Origin of the sequence: Microbispora sp. NPDC046973 (assembly GCF_040644495.1) — a bacterium.
Classification (GTDB): Bacteria; Actinomycetota; Actinomycetes; order Streptosporangiales; family Streptosporangiaceae; genus Microbispora.
Genome location: NZ_JBEYWQ010000002.1, coordinates 26,208 through 50,928, shown reverse-complemented (window position 1 = coordinate 50,928; position 24,721 = coordinate 26,208). Strand labels below are relative to the sequence as shown.

Here is a 24,721-nt window from a genome sequence, read left to right as displayed (position 1 = left end):
ATGCGGTCAGCGGCCCCAGCGCAGCGCCGGTGTCTCCACCGGCGCGTCCCAGAGCCGGGTGAGCTCGCCGGTCAGCGAGCACGTCGTCACCGAGAAGCCTTGCATGTCGAGGCTGGTCACGTAGTTGCCGACCAGGCTGCGCACGGCCGTCGCGCCCTTCTCCCGCAGGTACGCCGCCACCTCGGCGAAGACGATGTACAGCTCGATGAGCGGCGTCCCGCCCATGCCGTTGACCATGACGAGCGTCTCGCCGGACAGCGGCAGGTCGGCGTCGATCGCGTCCATGGCGATACGGACGATCTCGCGGGCCTCGCGCATCGGGGCCCGGGTCCGGCCGGGCTCGCCGTGGATGCCGATGCCGAGCTCGATCTCCGTGTCGGCCAGCTCGAAGGTGGGCTTGCCCGCGGCCGGGACCGTGCAGGGCGTCAGCGCCACCCCGAACGAGCGGCTGCGCTCGTTGACCTCCCGGGCGACCCGCGCCACCTCGGCCAGGGGCGCGCCGGTCTCGGCCAGGGCGCCGGCGATCTTCTCGACGAACAGCGTGGCCCCGGTGCCCCGGCGGCCCGCCGTGAACAGGGAGTCCTGCACCGCCACGTCGTCGTTGACGAGCACGGTCGCCACCTCGACGCCCTCGTCGCCGCTGAGCTCGGCGGCCATCTCGAAGTTCAGCACGTCGCCCGTGTAGTTCTTCACGATGTGCAGCACGCCCGCGCCGCCGTCCACGCCCTTGGTCGCCTCGATGAGCTGGTCGGGGACGGGGGAGGTGAAGACCTCGCCGGGACAGGCCGCGTCGAGCATGCCGTAGCCGACGAACCCGCCGTGCAGCGGCTCGTGGCCGGAGCCACCGCCGGAGACCAGGCCGACCTTGCCCGGCCGGGGGGCGTCGGCGCGGAATACGACCGTGTTCTCGATGTCGACGCGGAGCGAGGGGTGCGCGGCGGCGATGCCGCGCAGCGCGTCGGTGACGACGGAATCGACACTGTTGATGAGCTTCTTCATGATGCGGTCCCTACTGCCGTGGTCGTGCTCTCCAGCTTCGTCCTTCCTCGCGAGGCCGCAAGCGCCGTGTAGGCGAGCGCCCCGATCAGACCGCCCGCGAACTCCCCGATGAGGTAGGCCGGAAGCTGGTCCCAGCTCACCGCGCCGCCCCAGGCCGCGTTGACGAGGAACGGGCCCGCGTAGCGGGCGGGGTTGATCGCGGCCCCGGTCACCGGGCCCACGACGACGATGACCGCGAAGACGATCGAGCCGATCGCCATCGGCGCCCACCCGGGGACGGCCCGCCGGTCGAGCACGCCGAAGACGACGAAGACCAGCATGAATGTGCCGATCGCCTCGATCAGCGTGCCGCGGGCGAACCCGACCTCGGCGGCGTACGCGGTCACGCCGCCTCCGGCGGCCCTGGCGGCGTCCGCGCCGAGCGTCGCGAAGATCCCGAGCGTGCCGGCGACCGCCCCGGCGGTCTGCGCGGCGACGTAGCCCGGCACCTCACGCCAGGGGAAGCGGCCGGTCGCGGCGAGGGCGACCGTGACCGCCGGGTTGATGTGGGCGCCGGAGATATGTCCGATCGCGTACACCGTGCCCACGATGACCAGCATGAACGCGAAACTGATCATGCCGAGCTGGGCCATGGAGAAGGGTGCGCGGGAGCCGGCGGCGATGACCCCGGTGGCCGCGGCGGAGCCGGCGCCGACGTACACGAGGAAGGCGGTGCCGAGCAGTTCCGACAGGAGCTTCTGGAACGTGGAGGGGGGTGAGTCGTTCATGAGACCGTCCCGGGTATGAACGTCGTTCGATAATGTCGAACGCGGTTTCATAGAAGTTAAATCTGGAGGCCATCCGCGTCAAGAGGTGTCGCGGGCAGGGGCTCTCCGTGGCCGCGCCACCCCCACCTGCCCGGGCTCGTAGCCGCCCGGATGGGACTCGCCTCCGGCCCCTCCGCCGAACGGCTGTGGCCGGACACGGGGGAGGGGCAGGACCAGGGGAGGCGAGCAGGGTGCGATAACCGACACAACATGGGCTGAAATCGCCCGACAATATAATATCGGCCATTGCGACCCTGAATAAAGTGTGCCGGCCGGTCGCCCCGTGATAGAGAGGTGTGTTCGGTGACGCCGCGACATCAATACTTCTGGTATCACCTTTTCTTCTTCTGCTTCCTGTACGTGTCGGCCCTCCTGCTGACGCTGTTCGCCTTAATCGCAGGTCTCGACCATAGGGTCGCTCCAGGTCGACCGAACGACGAAGGTCTTGCACTGTCGCTTGCGGCCGCCTTCGGGTTGCTTCTCGATATGGGTGCTCTCCTCATATTTCGAAAGTCCTGGACTGCGAGGATAATATGCGGCATTACCTTCCTTTCGGGAGTTGTCGCTGTAACAGAATTGGTCGCTTGAATGCGTTGCCGCCGTACCGGCGGGGAACCGAGGTGCTCGACCTGCGCCACCGGCATGCGTGTGAGTTGGGTCACTCCCGTTCATGGGAAGACGGGGTCTGTCGTCTCTAGTGCTGAGCGCGACTGATGAGCGCAATGAACGGAGACGACATGAGAATCTTCATCGCCGGGGCGTCCGGGGCGATCGGCACCCAACTCGTCACCCAGCTGGTGGCCCGTGGCCACCAGGTGGTCGGTACGACCCGCTCGCAGGCCAAGACCGGGCCGCTGGGCGCGCTGGGCGCCGAGCCGGTCGTCGTCGACGCGCTCGATCCGGACTCGGTGGCCGACGCGGTGGCCAAGGCCGCGCCTGAGGTGATCGTCCACCAGCTCACCGCGCTGAGCGGGCCGTCGAGCATGCGGCAGGTCAAGCGGATGGCCGCCGCCACCAACCGGCTGCGGACGGAGGGCACCGACCACCTGCTGGCGGCGGCGCGGGCGGCCGGCGTCGGCAGGTTCGTGGCGCAGGGCAACTCCTTGTGGATGGAACGCACCGGCGGACCGGTCGCCGACGAGAACGCCCGGATCGAGCCGAACCCGCCCGCCGACGCCGCGGCGGCGGTGGCCGCGCTGCGCCACCTGGAGGACGCGGTGACCGGCATCACCTGGGCCGACGGCATCGTGCTCCGCTACGGTTCCTTCTATGGCCCCGGGACCGGCCTCAGCGCCGCGCCGGACGCGGTCATGACCGAGCAGATCCGCAAGCAGAGGTTCCCCATCATCGGCGGCGGCGACGGAGTGTGGTCGCTGGTGCACATCGCCGACGCGGCAGCGGCCACCGTCGCGGCCGTCGAGGAAGGCGAGCCCGGGATCTACCACGTCGCCGATGACGATCCGGCACCGGTGCGCGTCTGGCTGCCCTACCTGGCCCGCGTGCTCGGCGCCGAACCGCCGCGCCGCGTGCCGGCCTGGCTCGCCCGCCCGCTGGCCGGCGAGGGCGCGGTCGACGTGATGACGCGGGCCCGCGGGATCTCATGTGAGAAGACCAAGCGCGAACTGGGGTGGACGCCGCAGCACCCGAGCTGGCGCACCGGGTTCGTCGACGGATTGAGCTGAGTCGGCGTGTCCACCTCGGATCTGTACGGCGAGCTGCGGCCGCGGGCCTTCGCCATCGCCTACCAGATGCTCGGCAGCGTCGGCGAAGCCGAAGACGTGGTGCAAGAAGCGTTCCTGCGGCTGCACCAGACCCAGCGTGGCGGCGAGACGATCGCCTCACCACGGGCCTACATCGCCACCTTGGTCACCCGGCTGGCCATCGACCAGTTGCGCTCGGCACGCGTTCGGCGGGAGCGGTACGTCGGCGAGTGGCTACCGGAACCGCTCGCCACCGATCCCTCGCCGGGTGAGCACGCCGAGACCGCCGACTCGCTGTCGCTGGCCGTCCTGGTGCTGCTGGAAAGCCTGTCGCCACAGCAGCGGGCCGCGTTCCTGCTGCGCGAGGTGTTCGACTATCCGTACACGGAGGTCGCCGAGATCGTCGGCACCGACGTGGACAGCGCGCGGCACCTGGTCGCCCGGGCCCGCAGACACCTCCAGCAGCGCCGCCCGCGCTACCACGCCTCACGGCAGCAGCGGCAACAGCTCGCCCGGCGCTTCTTCGCCGCCGTCGAACACGGCGACCTGCGCGCGCTGGAAGAGCTGCTGGCGCAGGACGTGGCGATGCACGGCGACGGCGGCGGCAAGGTGCCGGCGCTGGGACGGCCGGTCAACGGACGCCGGCGCGTGGCGCGCGTGCTGGCGGCGATGGCGCCCCTGCTGGCCCGCGCCGGCGGCGTGCGCTTCCACCTCACGCAGGTCAACGGCGAGCCGGGGGCCCTGGTCTTCGACGCCCGCGACCTGCTGGTCGGGGTGATGGGGCTGGACATCGCCGACGACCGGATCCAGACCATCCACTCCATCGTCAACCCCGACAAGCTCCGGCACTTCGACCGGGTCGGCGACCTCGGCGCCCTGGTGCGCGCGGACCACGGGGGAAGCGAAAAGGGCTGAGCCCGCCCGGCCACCCGCGCCCCTGGGCGCGTCCACGACGTCCGTACGCCTGATCACGATTGGACGACTCGATGAACCTCGCACTGTGGCTCGGCGCCGGACTGCTGGCCGTGGTGGCCCTGGCCGGCGGCGCCATCAAGGCATTCGTGCCGAAGGAGAAGCTGGCCGCGACTCCTGGTGGAGCATGGACTCGAAGCGTCAGCGCCGGCAGGGTCAAGGCCCTCGGCGTTCTCGAGATCCTCGCCGCGGTCGGCTTGATACTGCCCGCCGCGGCCGGCATCGCACCGGACCTGGTGCCGGTGACCGCCCTCTGCTGGATCGCCCTGATGACCGCAGCGATGATCACTCACGGCCGTCGCCGCGAGTTCCGGCTCGCGGCGCTGAACCTGGCCTACCTCGCGCTGGCCGCGTTCGTCGCCTGGGGCCGCTTCGGTCCCGGCGCCTTCACCGGCTGACCGGCCAATGGCGGCGTCGGGAAAAACCGTTTGAGTCTTCCTTCCGCGTTCCCGTAGGGTGCCTGCGGCCCCGTCGCAGTGAGGACAGAGGACAAAAGCGCGTGACCCCGCCTGCTCTTTAGACCTGACACCTTCTTCCGCTCACCTTCAAGCCGACCGTTCCGTCGGCTCTGCCGGGCTGCCCGCGCGCGCCCGGTCGTACGGCGTTTGAGGCTGCGCGCAATCGGCCTCGTGTCAGGTCTAGAGAGATCATGTCTTCACAACCTCATACTGTGCTGCCCTGGGTCGTCCGCCGGACCAGGCTGCCTCTGCTGTCGTTGCGGTGCGTGGACTGCCGCTCGGAGTCGGCCACCACCGGCGAGGGCAGGTTCCGTGTCAACGCCAACGGCAAGCTCCTGGACGTGTGGCTGCTGGTCCGCTGCGTGTCCTGCGGCCGGACGAGCAAGCTCAACGTGTACGAGCGAGCGCCGGTCGGATCCTTCGATCCGGCCGAGCTCGAGCGCTACCACGTCAACGATCCGGAGCTGGTGGCGTCCACGTTGCTGGATCCGCTGCTCGCCCGGCGCAACCGCTTCCGCCTGGACTGGAAGGGAGCCTGGCGGCTGGACATCCCGTCGGCATGGCTCGACGAGGCGTGGCCGGTCCGGATCGAGGTCGTCTTCGAGGATCCGGTGCCGGTACGCCCGGAGCGGCTCATCGCGCAGGGGCTCGGCTTCAGCAGGAACGAGGTGCTGCGCCGGGTCAAGTGCGACATTCCGCTGCACCGTTCGACGAGCGCCGGGTTCACCTTCACCGTGCTGGCGGGGGACTAGCGGGGATGTAGCCGCGGCGCACGATCCTCGAGTATCGGCGCGCGGCTCCAGCGGTCTGGAGTCGCCCAGGGTGGCTGGTTCTGCTGCCGGACGCTGGTGCCGGACGGGTGCCCGGGCGGGACGACGAGGCGGAGGGCCTTGCCGTCCCGCTCGGGCGGGTCAGCGCTCCCGGGTACGGGACCGGCCGGCGGCTGTCCGGTAGGAGCGCTGGTCAATACCTGTGGAGACGGTGCGGGTGGTGCTGAGTCAGCGAAGTTGTCCGGCCTGGTGCAGGTGATCGAAGATGATCTGGTCGACTGGGGACACCCGGTCGCGGTCGGCGTAGCTCAGCCAGATGATCTCCTCGATCTCGCGGCTGGGCGTCGGCTCCCCGTCGTGGTCGGCGGTGTAGCAGGTCATCTGCACGGTGACGCCGTCGGCGTGGCCGTGTGCCTGGGCCTGGTAGGTGCCCACGTGGGTGGCGGTGGCCGGGATGATGGTGATGGAGAGCTCCTCGTCGATTTCGCGGACGAGGGTGTCGATGTCGCTTTCGCCGGGTTCGCGCTTGCCGCCGGGGATGTAGTAGGCGTCCTTGCCTCGTGATCGGGTGCTGAGGATCTTGCCGTTGTCCAGGTGGATCCAGGCGATCTTGTCGATGATGCTGCTCACCGTGGTGCTCCTGCAGTCGGGGGTCGCGACGGAAGGGCACGGGTGCGCCTATCCCTCGACACGATCATTCTGGCGTCACGGGGCCGTCAGGAAGTCGAAGTGCTCCTTGCCCACGACAACCGGATTGCGGAGCTCGCCGATCTCGTCGATCGTCACCGTGATCACGTCGCCCGCGTGCAACTGGAAGTCGAGATCAGGCACGAGGCCGGTCCCGGTGGTGAGCACGACCCCGTGGGGATAGTTCTCCGAGTGGAAGAGATAGGCGGTCAGTTGGGCGAACGGGCGCCGGATCTGCTTCGTGGAGGTCGTGCCGTCCCAGATGACAGCTCCATCGCGAGTGACCCTCAGGCGGATGGCGAGGTCGGAGGGGTCGACCTCCCATGCGGGTCTGATGCCCGAGGAGAGGGCGCACGCTCCGGCGTACAGCTTGGCCTGCGGGAGGTAGAGCGGGTTTTCGCCCTCCACCGATCGTGAGCTCATGTCGTTGCAGACGACATAGCCGACGATCTCCTCGAAGCGATTCACCACGAGAGCCAGCTCGGGCTCGGGAACGTTGAGCTCCGAGTCGGAGCGGATGCCGACGGGTTCGCCGTCGACGACCACTCTCCAGGCGGGCGACTTGAAGAACAGCTCGGGACGCTCGGCGTCATAGACCAGCTCGTAGACCGACTTGAGGGTGCTTTCCTCCACCCGCGCATCCCGGGAGCGGAGGTAGGTCACGCCTGCGGCCCACACCTCCGTCGCGCCGTCCACGGGGGCGAGCAGCCGCACCTCGCTGAGCGAGCGGTCGGGCGCGGCGTCGGCGCACATCCGTTCGACCTCCTCAACCCGGTGGTTCAGAAGCTCGAACATGCCGGCGACCGGCAGGGTGGACAGGACGCCGTCATTCAACACGGCGATGCGCGGGCGGGAGTCGCTGACACTCCGGTATCGGACGATGTGCACTCGGGTCTTCCCCTCTGTCTTGAAGTGGTCGACGTCAGGGGCAAAGGCGTCGGCAGTTCACACTCCAGGGCACCCAGCCTGACGGGAATCACGATCGATCATCCTGCGACGGCGCCGCCCCCGCGCACACCGAGGAGCGCGCTGTCTCTTGCGGCCACCGGATACCGGCCCGCCACGTGCTGCTCGACCGATTCGTACGCGTTCAGGGTTACTCCCTTCGTGCGGTGGCTCTCCGGCCGGGCCGGTTCCGACGTCGGGGTTCGGGCCGGCCGGTCGCGCAGGTCTCCGAGACGAGCTCTGGACAAAGCGGACGTGATCGGAGACGGTGAAGATTGTAAACGTTACCGATTACGTTTGCGAAGGGCGGAATTGTGACCACTGTGAGGCGGGAGTCTCGAGCGATCTACACCGATCCGGCCGTGCCCGTGGGGGAGCGTGTCGCGGATCTGCTGGCCCGGATGACCCGGGAGGAGAAACTCGCGCAGTTGGGGAGTGCGTGGGCGTTCTCCCTGATCGAGGGTGGCCGGTTCTCCGCGGAGCGGGCGCGTACGGTCCTCCGGCACGGCTTGGGGCACGTGACTCGTGTCGCGGGAGCCACCAGCCTGAAGGCGCTAGAGGTGGCGCGGGTGGCGAATGCGATCCAGCGGTTTCTGATGACGGAGACCCGGCTGGGGATACCGGCGATCGTGCACGAGGAAGTGTGCTCCGGACTGATGGCGCGGGAGGGCACCATCTTTCCTCAGGCGATCGGGGTCGCGAGCACCTGGGAGCCGGAGCTCAACCGGCGGCTGGCGGACGCCGTCCGCGCGCAGATGCGCGCGACGGGAAGCCACCAGGGGCTCTCACCGGTGCTCGACGTGGTACGGGACCCGCGGTGGGGCCGGACGGAGGAGACCTACGGGGAGGACCCCCACCTGGTGGCCCGCATGGGCGTGGCGTTCATCCGGGGCCTGCAGGGTGCTTCTCTCACGGAGGGTGTCATCGCGACGGCCAAGCACTTCGTCGGTTACGGGGCCTCCGAGGGCGGCTTGAACTGGGCGCCGGCGCACCTGCCCCCTCGCCTGCTGCGGGAGGTGTATCTGTATCCGTTCGAGGCGGCGGTCCGCGAGGCGGGCCTTCAGTCGGTGATGGCCGGCTACCACGAGCTGGACGGGATCCCCTGCCATGCCAACCGTGAGCTCCTCGGCGACGTCCTTCGCGGGGAGTGGGGCTTCACGGGGACCGTCGTGTCGGACTACTTCGCCGTCGACGATCTCCATTCGTACCACCACTTCGCGGAGGACAAGCGGCGAGCGGCGGCTCTCGCGCTCACCGCGGGCACCGACGTCGAGCTTCCGGCGACGGACGCGTACGCGGGCGAACTGGCAGGCGCCCTGGACGCCGGCGAGGTCGGCGAAGGGGAGCTGGACGAAGCGGTCTCGCGGGTGCTCCGGCACAAGTTCGAGCTCGGCCTGTTCGAGAACCCCTACGTCGACGAGGCCGCGGTCGCGGTGTCGGTGAACGCCGAGCAGCACCGGGAGGTGGCGCTCGAGACAGCTCGCCGCAGCCTCGTCCTGCTCAAGAACGACGGCATCCTGCCGCTGCGGCCCGGTGCCGGGACGGTCGCTCTCATCGGACCGAACGCCGACGACGCCCGGCACCTGCTCGGCGACTACTCCTTCGCGGCGCACGTCGAGTCGTTGATGGAGGCGCGCGAGCGGAAGGGCCTGCTCGGGCAGACGATGACGATCCCGGACGACCTTGAGATCGAGGAGAGCACGGACGGGGTGCCCACGGTGCGCGACGAGCTCACCGCCCGGCTGGGTGACCGGGTGCGCTACGCACGCGGGTGCGACGTGACCGACACATCGAGGGACGGTTTCGACGAGGCGGTCGCGGCCGCCGCGGCGGCGGATGTCGCGGTGCTGGTCCTGGGAGATCGTTCGGGGTTGACGACCCGGGCCACGACGGGAGAGTCGCGGGACAGGTCCAGCCTGGAGCTGCCCGGCGTCCAGGAGGAGCTGGTGCGTGCCGTCGTCGCGACCGGCACCCCCGTGGTGGCGGTGCTCGTCGCCGGCCGGCCCGTCGGCGGCGACTTCCTGCACGAGAAGTGCGCCGCGGTGCTGATGGCCTGGCTGCCCGGGCAGACCGGGGCGCGGGCGATCGCCGAGGTTCTGCTCGGTGAGGTGAACCCGAGCGGGAAGCTGCCCATCTCCTATCCGCGCACCGTTGGCCAGATACCCGTCTTCTACGGACACAAGGTGTCCGGCGGACGGTCGCACTGGCACGGTGACTATGTCGACTCGCCCGCCGGCCCGCGATACTGCTTCGGTCACGGGCTCGGGTACGCCCCGTTCGTCGTCGAACAGGCCACGCTGGACCGCACCGAAGTGCCCGCCGGGGACAGCGTCACGGTGGAGGTGACCGTGGCCAACGTCGGCGATCGGGCCGGCGAGGAAGTCGTTCAGCTCTACATCCGCGACCCGCAGGCGACGGTCACCCGGCCGGTGCTCGAACTCAAGAGCTTCGCCCGCGTGTCCGCCGGTGCCGGGCAGCGGACGGCCATACGCTTCCATCTGCCCACAGGCCAGCTTGGCTTCTACGGCCGAGACATGAACTACACGGTAGAAACCGGGCATATCGAGGTATATGTCGGTTTCTCCTCCGACGCCCACACCTTGGCGGGCACGTTCACCATCACCGGCGACGCTGACCGGCCGAAGGTGCAGAAGGTCTATACGGGCACGGTCGGTGTCGGCGAACCGTCGCCGGCACCCTCACATCACCCGCTCGGATGAGATGACGGTGTGAGACGGGTGGCCGTGCTCTGGGCAGGTGGTGGGGGAGCGGCACTCCGCCACCCGTCGCGCACGGCCGTTCGCCGGCCGCCCGGCATGCCCCAGGCGGATGCGGGACCAGGTGGTCGACGCCGGCGGCGCCGCCCCGCCCTGGCTGGCCTGCGCATTCCGGCCATGTTCTTATAAGACCTACGGTCGGGTTGGTGAGAGGCCGAAAAGGTCTTGTGTTTGCAATCGTTGTCGCTTACGTTAAATGCCGGAAACGTAACCGATAACGATTGCAACGAGAGGGCCGCATGGTCGATGGCGGAGCCCCGGTGACGATGAGCGATGTCGCCCGACTGGCCGGCGTCTCCGTCGCAACCGTGTCGCGGGTGGTCAACGGGCGCTACGGCGTCAGTGCCGGCACCACCGCGCAGGTCCGTTCGGCCATCGAGCGGCTGGGCTACGAGTCGAGTCTTGTGGCGACGAGCCTGCGGCGCAGCCGCACCAACGTGCTGGGCCTGGTGACCCACAGCTTCCAGTCCTACACGGCCGAGGTGCTCAAGGGTGTGATGGAGGCCTTGACCCAGTCGGGCTTCGACTTGATCATCTACGCCAACAGCGACCTCTACGGGACCTATTCGGAGGGCTGGGAACAGCGGCATCTCACCCGCCTTTCGGGCACGCTCACGGACGGATGCATCGTGGTCACGCCCTGGGACGAGGTGCGGAGCAACACTCCGGTCGTGGTCATCGATCCGGTGCGGGACTCGACGGTGCCGTCGGTGACCGCGGACAATTTCGCGGGCGCCACCCAGGTGGTCGAGCATCTGCTCGGCCTGGGCCATCGGCGCATCGGATTCATCGCGGGCCGTTCCAGCCTCGCGGCGGCATGGTCGCGTGAGGAGGGGTACCGCATGGCGCTGGCCGAAGCGGGAGTTCCGGTCGATCCGTCGCTGATCGGCAGAGGGGACTTCAATCCCGAGACCGCGATCCCGTTGGCGCGCGCGTTGCTGGAAAGGCCGGATCGGCCGACGGCGATCTTCGCGGCGAGCGACGGGATGGCCCTGAAGGTGCTGGAGGTCGCGAAGGAGCTGGGGCTCGACGTTCCCGGCGACCTGTCGGTGGTCGGCTTCGACAACATTCCGGAGTCGGCGCTGGCCGAGCCGGCGCTGACCACGGTGGACCAGTCGATGTACCGCCTCGGCTACGAGGCGGCGCGGATGCTGAAGTCTCTGGTCACCGGCGAGTGGGAGGGCCACCGCCAAATACTGCTCCCGACCCGATTGGTGGTCCGCGGCTCCACGGCGCCGGCGAAGATCACAACGAGACCCTGACACCCCACAAGCAGGTGCGCCACCCAGGTGCACCTGGCGTTCAGGAGTACGCAAGAACCAGTGACGAACGGAGGCGCAGACACACAGAAACCGCGTCACATCGACCGAGAAGCGAGGTCGGCGAGCGGCCCTACCCGCTGCCGACCATCAAAGGAGTTTCGGTATGGCGTTATCGTATCACGGCAGGATGCGTCCTACGGGCGCACGACGGCTCTCGGCGGCGATCGCCGCCGGGGCCATGACGATCGCGGCGGTGTCCCTCGCGCCGCGACCGGCGGCGGCGGACACCCCCTGGCTGAGTGTCTCGGGCGACGGCTACGCGTCGTTCACCGTCCCGGCGGCCTACGTCCAGGCCAACGCGGGCCAGGTGTCGCAGGTGGTCATCGAGGGGAACTTCGGCCCCTCCTCCACCTGGGCGGAGTTCGGCCTGACCCGCCGGGGCGACGTCTGGTCGGGGGTCCTCGGCCCGCTCAAGCCGGGGCTGTACTCCTACCAGGTCACGGGCGACGACACCAAGGGTCTCAAGGACCCGACGAACAGTGCCACCGTGGCGTCCAAGCCCCTGTGGAGCACCTTCCTCGTCGCGGGCGACTCGGCGCGCCTGCTGGCGGACGCGCCCCAGGGACAGGGCGGCAAGGTCGAGACCCTCACCTACCAGGTCAAGACGCAGGAGCGGTCGGCGCTGGTGTGGACGCCGCCCGGCTACCAGGCCGGGGGCCCCAAGGACGCCAAGGGTCCCGGCGGTCCGAAGAGTTACCCGGCGCTGTTCCTGCAGTCCGGCGAGGGGCAGAAGGCCACCGACTGGCTCGACCTCGGCCGGGCCAAGCAGATCCTCGACAACCTGTCGGCCCGGGGCTCCATGGAGCCGATGGTGGTCGTGATCAGCGGCGGCGACGGGCCGGGTGACGACAAGGAGCTGAAGGACCTCCGCAAGGCGGTCGCGGACACCTACCATGTCCTCCGCGACCCGGCCCACCAGGCCATCGCCGGTGTGTCCGAGGGCGGGACGCAGGCGCTGCGCGCGGCTTTGACCAAGCCGAACGAGTTCGCCTACGCCGGCTCGTTCTCGGGTTTGCTGACGGACAGCGCCGGCGGACCAGACGCGAAGGCGATCAACCACGGTCTCAAGCTGGTGCGTCTGTACACCGGGAACGTGACCGATCCGGCCTACAACGCGACCGTTCGTCTCACCAAGGCGCTGGAGCGCGCCGGTGTCAGGTATGAGTTCGACGGGGTCAACCCCGATGCCGGGGGGAACTGGAACGCCTGGCAGAAGAATCTGATCGATTTCGTGCCGCGGCTGTTCCGCACGGTGCGGGATCACGGTCCGAGCGCCGGACACGGGCCACTGAAGGGCGAATTCACCCCGCCCGCAGCCGGCACGACGCCGACGCCGTTCGTGTCCGAGGGCGGCTTCGTCACCTTCGAGACCACGACGGACTTCACCGACGCCAAGCACGTCACGGTGTGGGCGAACGACGCTCCCGGAGGGAGCTGGCTGCGCATCCCGATGTCCCGTGAGGGCGACCGGTGGCGGGCGACCGTGGGCCCGCTCGACCCGTGGTTCTACTACTACAAGTTCATCGTCGACCGGGTCTCGGTCAAGGACACGTCGAACCCGACGAAGGTGACCACCGAGCCGACCTGGAGCACCTTCCTCATCTCCGGAGAAAGGTCACGCCTGCTTTCGGACGTTCCCGCCGGTCAGGGCGGAAAGGTCGAGAGCCTGACCTACCGCAGCACCGTGACGAACCAGGACCGGACCGCGTTGGTCTGGACCCCGCCCGGCTACGACCCGAACCGCGCGCAGCCGTACCCCGTCTTCTACCTCCAGCACGGCAGCGGCCAGAACCACACGGACTGGGTCGAGATGGGACGCGCCAAGCAGATCCTCGACCACCACTTCCTGGACGGGAAGCTGGTGCCGATGGTGGTCGTGATGGGCAACGGCAACGTGTCCGACTTCAACAAGGAGCTGCTGGACAACCTCGACCCGGCCGTTCACGCTCGCTACAACGTCTCCAGCGACCCGTCGCAGCAGGCCCTCGCCGGCCTCTCGATGGGCGGTGGACAGACGCTCGGGATGCTCAAGGCGCACCCGGGCCGGTTCGCCTACATCGGGGCGTTCTCGGCCGGGTTCGGCAGCGGCGCCGGCGTCGACGTGGCGGCGATCAACAACGGCACCAAGATGCTGCGCGTGTACGTCGGCGACGTGACCGACTTCGTGTACCCGTCGTTCATGGCGGGACTGACCACGATGGACAACCTCGGCGTCCACTACGAGTTCGACGGGGTCACCCCCGGGCCGCACGGCTGGGACGTGTGGCAGAAGAACCTCATCGACCTGGCTCCGCGCCTGTTCAGGCGCTAGTCAGGCCCGTTCGGGGTGACTCCACCGGGACCCCGGGGTTCCCGCCTCGGTGGTGATCTTCGGACACGGGAGCGTGTTAGCGCTCACATGGGCAATCGGCACGAGGGACAGGGCGCGGATCGTGTCATCCGTGCCCCGTCCCGGCCGATCGCTCGGCCTCAGCGGCGGCGCATGGACCCTTGTGCGCTGTGACCCCGAAGGGGAGATCATGTCAATGAAGACGAAAAGACTACTTGTCACGGCAGCCATGCTCGCCGCCGCGAGTGCGCTCGCCGCCTGCGCCCCCGATGTGGGAGGGGGCGGAAGCACCGCGGGTGGAAGCACCGCGGGCGCAAGCGCCGCGCCCGCGGGCAACGCGGGCGGAAACAACGCGAGCAACTGCACGAACACGATCAGCAAGAAGGACCTGCCGGTCGTGACCTTCTGGGGCTGGTACCCCAACATGCAGCTCGTCGTCGACAACTTCAACAAGCAGAGCAACGAGGTGCAGGTCTGCTGGACCAACGTCGGCCAGGGCGGTGACGAGTACGACAAGTTCCAGACGGCCATCTCGGCGGGGAGCGGAGCCCCCGACGTGATCATGATCGAGGCGGACCGGATCCCGACCTTCCAGATCCAGAAGGCGCTCGTCGACATCAAGAACTACGGCTATGACGCCGTCAAGGACAACTACGGCCCGGGCGCGTGGAAGGACGTCTCGATCGGTGGCGCGGTCTACGGCGTGCCGGTCGACGGCGGACCGATGGCGATGATCTACCGGAAGGACATCTTCGACAAGTACGACATCAAGCCCCCGAAGACGTGGGCCGAGTACGAGCAGGCGGCGCAGAAGGTGAAGGACGCGGGAGGCCCGCTGTTCGGCGACCTGGGCGCGAACGTGCCGGCCGTCATGATGGCGCTGCAGATCCAGAAGGGCGCGAATCCGTTCACCTACGATCCGGCGCGGCCGGAGTCGATCGGCATCAAGCTGAACGACCAGGCGTCCAAGGACGTGCTCGACTACTGGGGGCGCCTCGCCAAGAAGGGCCTGGTCGGTACCCAGGACCAGTTCACGCCGGAGTACATCGCCGGTGTGGTCAACGGTAAGTACGCGACGTACATCTCGGCGGCCTGGGCGCCCGGATACCTCACCGGCGCCGGCGTGGGCAAGGGCAAGGACACCGGCAAGTTCGCGGTGGCGCCGCTCCCGCAGTGGGATTCCGGCAACCCGGTGCAGGTGAACTGGGGTGGCTCGGCCTTCTCCGTGACCAGTCAGGCCAAGAACCCCGAACTCGCGGCGAAGGTGGCGTACGGCCTCTACGCCGACGAGGAGTCGCTCACCGACGGCTGGACCAACCAGATCATCTTCCCGCTGAATCTCAAGGCGCTCAAGGATCCCACGTTCGTGGACCTCAAGGTGGCGTTCTTCGACGGCCAGCAGGCGAACAAGGAGGTCTACGTCCCCGCGGCGAACGCTTACAAGGGCATGACCTACGCGCCGTTCGGCCAGTACTACTACGACGCCATGACGAAGCAGGTCAGTGCCCTCATCCAGGGCTCCGTCAGCGGTGCGCAGGCCGCCGACCGGCTTCAGGAGGACGTGGTGAGCTACGCCAAGGAGCAAGGGTTCACCGTCCAGTGACACCACGGGTGGGCCGGTCCGCCCCCGGCCGGCCCACCCGTGACCCCCCGGCATCGACTTTGCGGAGCCCAAAATGACCCTCCTGATCGAGGAGAGTGCGGCGAGCACTCAAGACAAAGCGCACAAGGTCCGCGGCAAGGTGCGCCTCCGTGAGCACCTGATGGGATGGCTCTTCGTCGGGCCGTTCGGGATCGTCTTCCTGGCGCTTCTCATCGCGCCGCTCGCGTACGCGTTCTACCTCAGCCTCTGGCAGAAGAAGCTGATCGGCGGCATCAGCTTCGTCTTCCTCGGCAACTACGTGAAGGCGTTCACCGACCCGACCTTCCTGTCCGGGGCGTGGTTCGTCGTCCGCTTCTCGCTCGTCGCCATCCCGCTGCAGATCATCATCGCGCTCGCGATGGCCCTCGTCCTGGACGCCGTGACCACGCTGTTCACCCGCTTCTCCCGCCTCATGATTTTCCTCCCCTATGCCATTCCCACGGTCATCGGGGCGGTCATGTGGGGATTCCTGTACAGCAAGAGCTTCGGGCCGCTCTCCGACATCTTCGGGTTGTTCGGCGCCACCGCGCCCGACTTCTTCAGCAGCAACCTGATTTTCTACGGCCTGATCAACGTCGTCACCTGGCAGTGGGCCGGCTACTACATGATCATTTTGTACGCGGCGCTCCAGGGCATCGACCCGACGCTTTACGAGGCCGCCCGTATGGACGGCGCCGGCAAATGGCAGATCGCGCTCCGGATCAAAATCCCGCTGATCGCCCCCGCGCTGCTCCTGATCCTGGTCTTCTCACTCATCGGCACCCTGCAGTTCTTCAACGAACCGCAGATTCTGCGATACCTCGCGGCCGGCACGATCTCACCGGGATTCACCCCCAACATGTACGCCTACCAGCAGGCGTTCGGGCTCGCGAACTTCACCTACGGATCGGCGATCTCCTTCGCCCTCGGCGGGATCGTGTTCGTCTGCGTCTACGCCTTCCTGTTCTTCACCCGCAAGCGGAGGAGCTTCTTCTGATGACCGGCAGCTCCGGCGCCGGCGCACGCCGCCGTCCCCAACGCCACCTCCCCCTGCAGATCTTCCTCGGCTTCCTGGTCGTGTACTTCCTCGTGCCGTTCTGGTGGGTCATCGTCAACAGTTCCAAAGACGCCCCCGGCCTGTTCGGCGGCGGCAACACTTTGTGGTTCGCCGATCGGGTCGACTACTTCGGGAACCTCGAGCGACTGTTCACCTACGACGGCGGCATCTACGGCAGGTGGATCCTCAACTCCACGCTGTACGCGCTGGCAGGCGGGATCGGCGCCACGATCCTGGCCGTCATGGCCGGCTACGGATTCGCCAAATACCGGTTCGCCGGCAGGCGCTTCAGCTTCTCGATCCTGCTCGGCGCGTTGATGGTGCCCGCGACCGCCCTGGTGATCCCCACCTTCATGATGTTCTCCGGGCTCGGCCTGACGAACACGATCTGGGCGGTGATCCTCCCGTCCCTGCTCAACCCGTTCGGGGTCTACCTGATGCACGTGTATGCGCGCGACGCGGTCCCCGACGAGATCCTCGACGCGGCGCGGGTCGACGGTGCGGGCGAACTGCGGACGTTCATCCAGGTCGCGTTCCCGCTGATGCGGCCCGCGGTGGTCACGGTGCTGCTCCTGTCCGCCGTGGCGTCCTGGAACAACTACTTCCTGCCCCTCGCCATGCTCTCCGACAACCGCCTGTTCCCCGTCACCGTCGGACTCGGCCTCTGGCAGGGAATCGCCTCGGCGAACAACGCGGGCAGCACCTCACTGTGGAGCCTCATCATCCTGGGTGCGCTCGTGTCGGTGATCCCGCTCATCATCGCCTTCTTCACCCTCCAGCGGCACTGGCGCGGCGGTCTGTCCGTCGGAGGCCTGAGGTAGCCGCGGCCGGTCGTCCAGCAGCCAACCAACATGACAGAGAGGTGTGCCGATGTCGATGACGAATCGCCCGCTGCGCAGCCAGCAGTGGTTCGGAGCGGAGGGCCGCAACGGGTTCATCCACCGATCGTGGATGCGCAACCAGGGGTTCGCGGACGACGTCTTCGACGGCCGGCCGGTGATCGGCATCGCCACGACATGGTCGGAGCTGACGCCGTGCAACGCCCACCTGCACGACCTGGCCGAGTCGGTGAAGCGCGGTGTGTGGGAGAGCGGCGGCCTGCCGCTGGAGTTTCCGGCGATGAGCCTGGGGGAGCCGCTGATGCGGCCGACGACCATGCTCTACCGCAATCTGCTGGCGATGGAGGCGGAGGAGCTGATCCGGGCCAACCCGCTCGACGGGGTGGTGCTGCTGTCGGGCTGTGACAAGACGACGCCCGGGCTGCTCATGGGCGCGGCCAGCGTCGACCTGCCCACTTTGATGGTCACCGGCGGCCCGATGCTGAACGGCAAGTTCCGCGGCCGGGACATCGGCTCGGGCACCGACGTGTGGCGTTTCACCGAGGAGCTGCGCGCGGGCCGGATGACCGCGGCGGATTGCGCCGAGGCGGAGGTCTGCATGTCCCGCAGCCGCGGGCACTGCATGACGATGGGGACCGCCTCCACCATGGCCTGCGTGACCGAGGGCCTCGGCGTCCAGTTGCCGGGAGCCGCCGCCGTGCCCGCGGTCGACTCCCGCCGGTACGCGCTCGCGCACGCCGCCGGGCGCCGGATCGTGGCCATGGTCGAAGAGGACCAGAGGCTGTCGACGGTGCTCACCCGGGAGGCCTTCGAGAACGCCATCCGGGTGAACGCCGCGATCGGCGGCTCCACGAACGCCGTGGTGCACCTGCTCGCGATCGCCGGGCGTCTCGGCGTCCCGCTGTCGCTGGAGGACTTCGACACGCTCACCGCCGATGTGCCCATGCTGGTCAACCTGATGCCCTCCGGCACGCACCTGATGGAGGACTTCGCGTACGCGGGCGGACTTCCGGTGGTGATGAAGGAGATCTCCTCCCTGCTGCACCTGGACCATGTCACCGTCAGCGGGAAGAGCGTGGCCGACAACATCAGCGGTGCCCAGTGCTGGAACCGTGAGGTCATCGGCACCATGGAGCAGCCGTTCCAGCCCGCCGGGTCGGGGACCGTCGTGCTGCGCGGGTCGCTCGCGCCGTCCGGGGCCGTGCTGAAGGTCTCCGCCGCCTCGCCCCATCTGCTGCAGCACACCGGACAGGCGCTCGTGTTCGACCGGATCGAGGACTACATCGCCGTGGCCGACGACCCGGATCTGGACGTCACCTCCGACACGGTCATCGTGGTGCGGAACGCCGGACCACGCGGTTATCCCGGCTTTCCCGAGGTGGGGAACGTGCCCATGCCGCGGCGGCTGCTCACCGAGGGGATCACCGACATGGTGCGGATCTCCGACGCCCGCATGAGCGGGACCGGCTACGGCACCTGCGTCCTGCACGTGGCCCCCGAGGCGTCGGTGGGCGGTCCCCTCGCGCTCGTGCGCACCGGCGATGTCATTCGGCTCGACGTCCCGACACGGCGTCTGGACCTGCTGGTCGACGACGCGGAACTCGAGCGCCGTCGCGCCGCCTGGCAGCCCCCGGGACCGGCCGCGGACCGGGGCTGGGTGCGGCTGTACAGCGAGCACGTCCTGCAGGCCGACAGAGGCGCGGACCTGGACTTCCTCACCGGTGGCAGCGGCAGCGCCCCGCCCCGCCACTCACACTGACCGCCGCGGGGTGATCTCGGCTGACGGTGGATCACGTCGGTGGACGGAGACATCGACGTGATCACCGTCTTCCCCGGCCCGCTCGCAGGAGGTCGGGAGGCGGTGGTCCATCTTCGTGGCGTCCGTGTCGCCCTCGCGACAGGAGGTGCTGCAGATCTGCCCGTGGGCTGGGGTAGGAGCGACTTCAGCATGATCGGTTGCTCGGTCATGATGGGCGGATGCCTGGCTACCTCATCCGACCTCGCCATGGGGCTGAGTGGATCCCTGTTCATGCCAGCGCCCTTGCTGAGGTGCTGACACCCGCCGGGTGGGATGCCTTGCCAGTACCAGGTGAGGGAGACCATCGCGTGCGCGTCCACGGTGTCGATGTCGCGTTCTCAGGAGAGGACGTCGGCTGGCAAGTGTCGATCGAGGGGTGCCTCCCTGGGGAGGTGGCGGACGCGCTCGTTTCACGCGTCGCGCGGCAGATCGAAGCATATTCGGGGGTGCCGACGATGTGGGTGCTTCTGGACCAATGATCGCGTGTACCGCGCGCACCTCTCCCTTTCTGATCACCTCGTCCGGCGGACGAGGGGGTCCTATAGGTTGCCCGGATGACCGACACGGACCCTCTGGTGCCCGTCCTTGCTGGATTGGTCGTCGACGTCGTCTGGTTCCTCGACGGCTGCGAGGACGACGAGGTGGACCTCGACTCCGCGGTGCAGATGATGGAGAGCGTGAGTGGGGTGCTGCAGAGGCTGCCCCAGGAACAACGCGACCGGTTCCTGAAGGTGCTCAGGGACTTGGCTGAGGCAGAGACGGACCCGGGGCGGCGGGAGTTCCTGAGGGAGTTTCCCTTCGCGTGCGGCCTGGTCGAGGACCACGAGCCCTGAGCCTGGAGTCGGTCAGTGTCCGGCCGGATCGGCTTCAGGCTGACCAGCGGTCATTTTGCCATGTCATCTGATAGCGCGCCGCTGAGTCCGTATCAGTACGGAGGGCGGGTGGACAGTTTCAGCTTCGGACGAATCCCGGCTGCGCGACCTCCGTGCTTTTCAGCCGGTGTGAAGGATCCGAAATCGTTCGGGTTTCTCCGGGTCTCGATCAACGACGTGGATCGGCGGCCACGCCCATTGCCACACGCTGATGCCCGGCGTGCGGGAGAACCGGATTCGTCCGCGGGTGCCTTCGACCGCGACGCGCGCCCAGGATTCGGCGATGCGCGCCCGGTCCACGCCGTGCGAACGCAGCGCATCGGCGAGGACGGCGACCGTGTCGTAGCCCTCGAAGGCGACGAAGGAGGGCGCTTCGGCCAGCCGCTCGCGGAGGGCCGTCTCGACGCGTGCACCGAGTGGGCTGAGGCGCTCGGGCAGGTAGCGCAAGAACGGGATCGCGGCGCTGTCGTCGCCCAGCGACGTCGCCCATTCGGCGAACTCCGGCTGCCCGGCCGGAGCACCGATCGTGATCCCGGCGAGCCGCTGGTCACGGCGGACGGACGTGACGATCGACACTGCCGGCTGCGGGTGGCCGACCAGAAGGAGGAGGGCGGTCGCGCGACCGCAGACGAGTTCGTCGCACAGGGCCGCGGGGGTGAGCGCGCGCATGTCGAGTTCGATGACAGTGCCGCCGCGGGGAGCGAGGTGGTCCCGCAGAACGCGGGCCCCGGATGCCCAGTAGACACTCGGCTCGGCTGCTACGGCGATCCGGCTGTGGCCCGCGCCGAGGAGGAAGTCCGCGTAGATTCGCCAGCCGCGGGACTGTGCCGGGGCGAGGCGCGCGACCCATTCCGTGGGCTGTTCGGTGAGCGCGTCGAGAACCGCCGACGAGCAGAGGAACGGCAGGCCGAGGGCGTCGGCCCTGGCGGCGGCGGCGCGAGCGACGACGCTGTGATACTCGCCGGCCAAGGCGGCCACGCCCAGGTGCGCCAGTTCGTCGACGGCCGCCGCGGCCCTTTGCGGATCGGCCGCGGTGTCTCGGACCACCAGTTCGAGTGGTCTTCCGGCGATCCCGCCGGCGTCGTTGACGTCGCTAACGCCCAGTTCGAGTCCGGCTAGCAAGTGCCGGCCCGCTTCAACCCAGCCGGGCCGGGTCAGCGGAACGAGAGCGCCGATCTGGACGGATGATCCGTCAGCCGGCTCCGCTCCAGGTGGCGATGGCGGCGTGTTCATGCGTTGGCGTCTCCCGTGTGCAGATTCGATCGCACGTGCCCGCACTGAAGGCTACGGGCTCCTGGCGTGCTCCGGTCGCTCGCATTGGCCGTCCGGCATCCCGGCGAGCGCCGCCTCGGTCCCTCCTCCGGCCCGGCGTCCGCACATCCTCGGAGCGCGGATCCTAGGCAGACCGCTCCGTTCCCGGCCGTCGATCGCGAAGGCATAGTCGAGCTGCGGCCGTCCAAGGCCCACGTGATCGAGGAAGAGCGGTGATCAGGCGATGAAGGCGGTGCGGTTCCACGAGTTCGGCGGGATCGATGTGCTGCGGGTCGAGGAGGTGGAGCGGCCGGTGCCCGGCCCCGGGCAGGTGCTGGTCGAGGTCCGCGCGGCCGGGATCCAGCCCGGCGAGGTGATGATCCGGCAGGGGGCACGGCACGAGCGCTGGCCGTCGACGTTCCCCTCCGGGCAGGGCAGCGACCTGGCCGGTGTCGTGGTGGAGGCCGGTCCGCAGGTGCGCGGCGTCGCGGTGGGCGACGAGGTCCTCGGCTTCACCCACAACAGGGCGAGCCACGCGGAGTACGTCGTGGTCGACGACGTGCAGCTGACCCCGCGTCCCGAGGGGTTGTCCTGGGAGGTGGCCGGGTCGCTGTACGTGGCCGGCACGACCGCGTACGCCACCGTGTTCGCCGTCGACCCCGGACCGGCCGACACGGTCGTCGTGTCCGGTGCGGCGGGCGGCGTCGGGTCCCTTGCGGTGCAGCTCGCGCGGCGGCGCGGCGCCACGGTGATCGGGCTGGCGAGCGAGCCGAACCACGCCTGGTTGAAGGATTACGGAGTCGTCCCGGTCGCGTACGGGGAGGGGGTGGCCGAGCGAATCCGGCAGGCATCCGGCGGAAACGTCGACGCCTTCATCGACACCTACGGCGACGGCTACGTGGACCTGGCAGTGGAGCTGGGCGTGCGACCCGCGCGGATCAACACGATCCGCGACTGGCAGACCGCGGCCAAGGTCGGCGCGCGGACCTACGGAGAAGGCGCGGCGGCCTGCGCGGTCGTGCTCGGCGAGCTGGCGCGGCTCGCCGCGCGCGGAGAGCTCGAGGTGCCGATCGCCCGCGTCTACCCGCTGGAGCGGGTGCGGGACGCGTTCCGCGAGCTGGAACGGGGGCACACGCACGGAAAGATCGTGCTCCGGCCCTTGCCCTCGCCCAGCAGGTAGACCAGCGGCCCGGATCGCCGGCAAGCCGGCGGCCGCTCAGGCCAACTGGTGCAGGGCGGCGATGACCTGCCGGCCGGTGGGTGTGGTGAAGTCGCGCACCATGTCGGCGGCGAAACCCGCCACGGAGGTCACCACGCCGCCTGCGGCCTCGATCTGCCGCAGGGCGGCGTCTTCGGTGCGGGCGGTGATGCCCCCGCAGGCGTCTACCAGGACCTGCACGTCGAGGCCGTGCGCGAGCGCGTCGAGTGCGGTGCGCAGCACCACGATCTCCGTGGTCACGCCGCAGATCACCAGGGTGGAGCGGCCCGCCGACAGGACGGCCTCGCGCCAGGCGGCGTCGTCCCAGCAGGACGGTCCGGTGCGCACGTACGTGTCGCCGCCCGGCACCTCCTCGGTCATCACGGGGCCGCCCGGGCGAGGTGCCGCCGAGAGGGTGAACGGGATGTCGAGGGCGGTGACGAGTCCGTTCAGGACCTTGACCGCGCGGCGGAGGGAAGAGGCCGGGTTGGTGGCACTGGCGTCGACGATGCCGTCCTGGAGGTCGGCGAACACCACGTGGACGGAGGCGGGGTTCAGCATCGTTCTTGCTCCTAATCGTTCAGTTCCTGAATTATATGGAGACGGTAGCATTGGAGGTATGAACGATGTCAAGCTGACCTCCACGCTGGCCTTCCGGCTCGGCACGCTGGGGGCCGTGATGACGGAGCGGTTCTCGGCGCGCCTGGCCGCCCACGGCCTCAAGCCCAAGCACGCGGGGCTGCTGGTGGTGCTGGAGTCCGGAACGGCGACCTCTCAGCTCGACATCGCCAAGCTCATGAACGTGGCGCCCAGTCTGGTGGTGTCGCTCGCCGACCGCCTGGAGGAGCTCGGCGCCGTACGGCGTGAACGCGACCCCGTGGACCGGCGCAGGCAGACACTCGCGCTCACGCGAGAGGGCCGGGAACTGCTGGCCACGTGCGCCGCGGCGGCGGCCGAACTCGACGCGGAGCTGACCGACGAGCTCGGCCCCGGGGAGACGGAGGCGCTGCGGAGCGTTCTGGGCACGCTGGCCCGTCGCCACGGCCTGCCTGCCGACTAGGCGGCCGCACCCTCGGTTCTCTTCGCGGCAGACAGGAGCGGGCGCGACCCCGCGGGTGTACGCGCCCGATGCGCTGCGGCCGGTTCCGCGCACGCCGCCCTCGCCTGAGCCGGCGGGGCGGCGATGCAGGCCGAGCTCGTCCGCAGGGATGGATGCGAGCGGCGGCCGGACCGCACTTGTCCCCCGCGAGAGCTACCGGCGAATGTCCACCGTGAGGTGACGATCGCGGACCGCCCGATCCGTAGCGTTACGACGCAGCCACGGCGCTCCGTCCGCTTCTTCCGCCACGCCGCCGTGCGCATCCCCGGCGTCGGCTCCCTCACTGGAGGACCTCATGCTCAGCAAGATCAAGACACCCGTTGTGGCCGCGCTGTGCTGCACCGTGCTCGGCGCGGGGGTCGCCGGCTGCGGCGGCGAATCACTGGAGAACTGGGACCCCCTCGCCCCCGCCACGCGGACAGCGAATGCCGCCCCGATCTCCGGCACCGAGAAGATCGATGTCGCGGGCCGGAAGGTGAACGTGTCCTGTTCCGGCGACGCGGAGAAAGGCGGGCCGGTCATCATCCTGATGCACGGGGCAGGCGACGGGCTGGACAAGCTGGCCGCCATCCAGAAGACGCTGAGCAAGCAGAACCGGGTCTGCTCCTATGATCGGCTCGGCGCGGGCGGGAGCGACCAGCCGGACGGCCCTCAGAGCTTCTCCAGCACAGGGAAGGTCCTGACCGGGGTGCTCGACCGGGTCGCCGGTGACGGCCCGGTCGTCCTGGCCGGGCACTCGCTGGGCGGGCTGATCGCCGCCAGGTACGCCCCCGACCACCAGGACAGGGTGAAGGGGCTGGTCCTGATGGACGCGACCCCGCCCACCATGCTGGACGACATCACGAAGGCGATTCCCAAGTCCGCCACCGGTCCGGCCGCAGAGTTGCGCGCGCAGAACCTCGCGGTATTCGAGGGCGAGAACCCGGAGAAGCTCGTCATGCCCGACGGCAAGGTCCGTTCCGCCGGGAACATCCCAGTGGAGGTGATCCAGCACGGCAAGCAGTACCTCGCGGCCGTCCCCGAATATGGGCCGCGCCTGGAGCAGGCGTGGGCCGCGGGCCAGCGCAAGTGGCTCGCGCTGTCCAGCGGCAGCAAGCTGAGCACGGCCAGGAAGAGCGGCCACTACATCTACGTCGACCAGCCCGATTTCGCCGTCCAGGCCATCGAACGCGTCACCGCGCAGGCCGCACGTCAAGCTCAGGGTGAGTGACCGGCCCGGCC

General features: G+C 69.0%; 21 protein-coding genes. 15 read left to right on the top strand and 6 right to left on the bottom strand.

The genetic code is table 11. The annotated features are described in order from the left end of the window. Positions 1–6: 6 nt before the first annotated feature. Together dhaK and ABZ860_RS04275 are read right to left on the bottom strand one after the other, a co-directional pair. The gene (dhaK, locus tag ABZ860_RS04280; protein ID WP_357214885.1) at positions 7–999 is read right to left on the bottom strand and encodes a dihydroxyacetone kinase subunit DhaK; all 993 of its coding nucleotides are present in this window, start codon (positions 997–999) and stop codon (positions 7–9) included. Further along, positions 996–1,766, bottom strand: a complete 771-nt coding sequence (locus ABZ860_RS04275; RefSeq protein WP_357214883.1) for an MIP/aquaporin family protein — start codon at positions 1,764–1,766, stop codon at positions 996–998. The genes dhaK and ABZ860_RS04275 overlap by 4 nt, the downstream gene beginning before the upstream one ends. Before the next feature lie 776 nt (positions 1,767–2,542). On the opposite strand from ABZ860_RS04275, the gene ABZ860_RS04270 reads away from it, so the two are divergent. The 4 genes from ABZ860_RS04270 (at position 2,543) to ABZ860_RS04255 (ending at position 5,687) form a co-directional block, all read left to right on the top strand. Beyond that, positions 2,543–3,487 (top strand): NAD(P)-dependent oxidoreductase, encoded by a 945-nt coding sequence (locus tag ABZ860_RS04270; RefSeq protein WP_357214880.1) that lies wholly within the window; start codon positions 2,543–2,545, stop codon positions 3,485–3,487. A gap of 6 nt (positions 3,488–3,493) precedes the next feature. Beyond that, a complete protein-coding gene (locus ABZ860_RS04265) occupies positions 3,494–4,420 on the top strand; it encodes an RNA polymerase sigma-70 factor (RefSeq protein WP_357214877.1) in 927 nt (308 codons plus the stop codon). A 71-nt stretch (positions 4,421–4,491) separates the two neighbouring features. After that, complete coding sequence (locus ABZ860_RS04260) at positions 4,492–4,875, top strand: DoxX family protein (RefSeq protein WP_357214875.1); 384 nt, start codon at positions 4,492–4,494, stop codon at positions 4,873–4,875. 272 nt (positions 4,876–5,147) lie between these two features. After that, positions 5,148–5,687: a DUF1062 domain-containing protein gene (locus ABZ860_RS04255; RefSeq protein WP_357214872.1), complete on the top strand. Its 540-nt coding sequence runs from the start codon at positions 5,148–5,150 to the stop codon at positions 5,685–5,687. A gap of 246 nt (positions 5,688–5,933) precedes the next feature. On the opposite strand, the gene ABZ860_RS04250 is transcribed toward ABZ860_RS04255, so the two are convergent. Continuing rightward, the gene (locus tag ABZ860_RS04250) at positions 5,934–6,335 is read right to left on the bottom strand and encodes an NUDIX domain-containing protein (RefSeq protein ID WP_357214869.1); all 402 of its coding nucleotides are present in this window, start codon (positions 6,333–6,335) and stop codon (positions 5,934–5,936) included. 75 nt (positions 6,336–6,410) lie between these two features. Then, complete coding sequence (locus tag ABZ860_RS04245) at positions 6,411–7,280, bottom strand: fumarylacetoacetate hydrolase family protein (protein WP_357214866.1); 870 nt, start codon at positions 7,278–7,280, stop codon at positions 6,411–6,413. Between the two features lie 371 nt (positions 7,281–7,651). Between ABZ860_RS04245 and ABZ860_RS04240 the strand changes: the two genes are divergently transcribed. From ABZ860_RS04240 to ABZ860_RS04205, 8 genes are all read left to right on the top strand, one after another. Continuing rightward, positions 7,652–10,057 carry a glycoside hydrolase family 3 N-terminal domain-containing protein gene (locus ABZ860_RS04240; protein ID WP_357214863.1) on the top strand — a complete coding sequence of 802 codons (2,406 nt, stop codon included), beginning with the start codon at positions 7,652–7,654 and terminating at the stop codon, positions 10,055–10,057. Positions 10,058–10,380: 323 nt separating this feature from the next. Beyond that, entirely contained in the window at positions 10,381–11,376 is a 996-nt protein-coding gene (locus ABZ860_RS04235) for a LacI family DNA-binding transcriptional regulator (protein WP_357214859.1), read from the top strand. Between the two features lie 163 nt (positions 11,377–11,539). Then, complete coding sequence (locus tag ABZ860_RS04230; RefSeq protein WP_357214856.1) at positions 11,540–13,747, top strand: alpha/beta hydrolase-fold protein; 2,208 nt, start codon at positions 11,540–11,542, stop codon at positions 13,745–13,747. Between the two features lie 214 nt (positions 13,748–13,961). Continuing rightward, entirely contained in the window at positions 13,962–15,368 is a 1,407-nt protein-coding gene (locus tag ABZ860_RS04225) for an extracellular solute-binding protein (protein WP_357214853.1), read from the top strand. 73 nt (positions 15,369–15,441) lie between these two features. Next, complete coding sequence (locus tag ABZ860_RS04220) at positions 15,442–16,383, top strand: sugar ABC transporter permease (protein ID WP_357214850.1); 942 nt, start codon at positions 15,442–15,444, stop codon at positions 16,381–16,383. After that, positions 16,383–17,264 carry a carbohydrate ABC transporter permease gene (locus ABZ860_RS04215; protein WP_357214847.1) on the top strand — a complete coding sequence of 294 codons (882 nt, stop codon included), beginning with the start codon at positions 16,383–16,385 and terminating at the stop codon, positions 17,262–17,264. The genes ABZ860_RS04220 and ABZ860_RS04215 overlap by 1 nt, the downstream gene beginning before the upstream one ends. A gap of 49 nt (positions 17,265–17,313) precedes the next feature. Next, the gene (locus ABZ860_RS04210; RefSeq protein WP_357214844.1) at positions 17,314–19,041 is read left to right on the top strand and encodes an IlvD/Edd family dehydratase; all 1,728 of its coding nucleotides are present in this window, start codon (positions 17,314–17,316) and stop codon (positions 19,039–19,041) included. Positions 19,042–19,634: 593 nt separating this feature from the next. Next, positions 19,635–19,913: a hypothetical protein gene (locus tag ABZ860_RS04205; protein WP_357214842.1), complete on the top strand. Its 279-nt coding sequence runs from the start codon at positions 19,635–19,637 to the stop codon at positions 19,911–19,913. A gap of 159 nt (positions 19,914–20,072) precedes the next feature. Here the strand turns inward: ABZ860_RS04205 and ABZ860_RS04200 are convergent, their stop codons facing one another. Further along, positions 20,073–21,185 carry an ABC transporter substrate-binding protein gene (locus ABZ860_RS04200; RefSeq protein ID WP_357214840.1) on the bottom strand — a complete coding sequence of 371 codons (1,113 nt, stop codon included), beginning with the start codon at positions 21,183–21,185 and terminating at the stop codon, positions 20,073–20,075. Positions 21,186–21,447: 262 nt separating this feature from the next. Between ABZ860_RS04200 and ABZ860_RS04195 the strand changes: the two genes are divergently transcribed. Continuing rightward, a complete protein-coding gene (locus ABZ860_RS04195) occupies positions 21,448–22,383 on the top strand; it encodes an NADP-dependent oxidoreductase (RefSeq protein ID WP_357214836.1) in 936 nt (311 codons plus the stop codon). 36 nt (positions 22,384–22,419) lie between these two features. On the opposite strand, the gene ABZ860_RS04190 is transcribed toward ABZ860_RS04195, so the two are convergent. Next, the gene (locus ABZ860_RS04190; protein ID WP_357214833.1) at positions 22,420–22,962 is read right to left on the bottom strand and encodes an isochorismatase family protein; all 543 of its coding nucleotides are present in this window, start codon (positions 22,960–22,962) and stop codon (positions 22,420–22,422) included. Between the two features lie 58 nt (positions 22,963–23,020). Between ABZ860_RS04190 and ABZ860_RS04185 the strand changes: the two genes are divergently transcribed. Next, positions 23,021–23,461 carry a MarR family winged helix-turn-helix transcriptional regulator gene (locus ABZ860_RS04185; RefSeq protein WP_357214831.1) on the top strand — a complete coding sequence of 147 codons (441 nt, stop codon included), beginning with the start codon at positions 23,021–23,023 and terminating at the stop codon, positions 23,459–23,461. Positions 23,462–23,795: 334 nt separating this feature from the next. Beyond that, the gene (locus ABZ860_RS04180) at positions 23,796–24,710 is read left to right on the top strand and encodes an alpha/beta fold hydrolase (protein WP_357214828.1); all 915 of its coding nucleotides are present in this window, start codon (positions 23,796–23,798) and stop codon (positions 24,708–24,710) included. Positions 24,711–24,721: the final 11 nt, after the last annotated feature.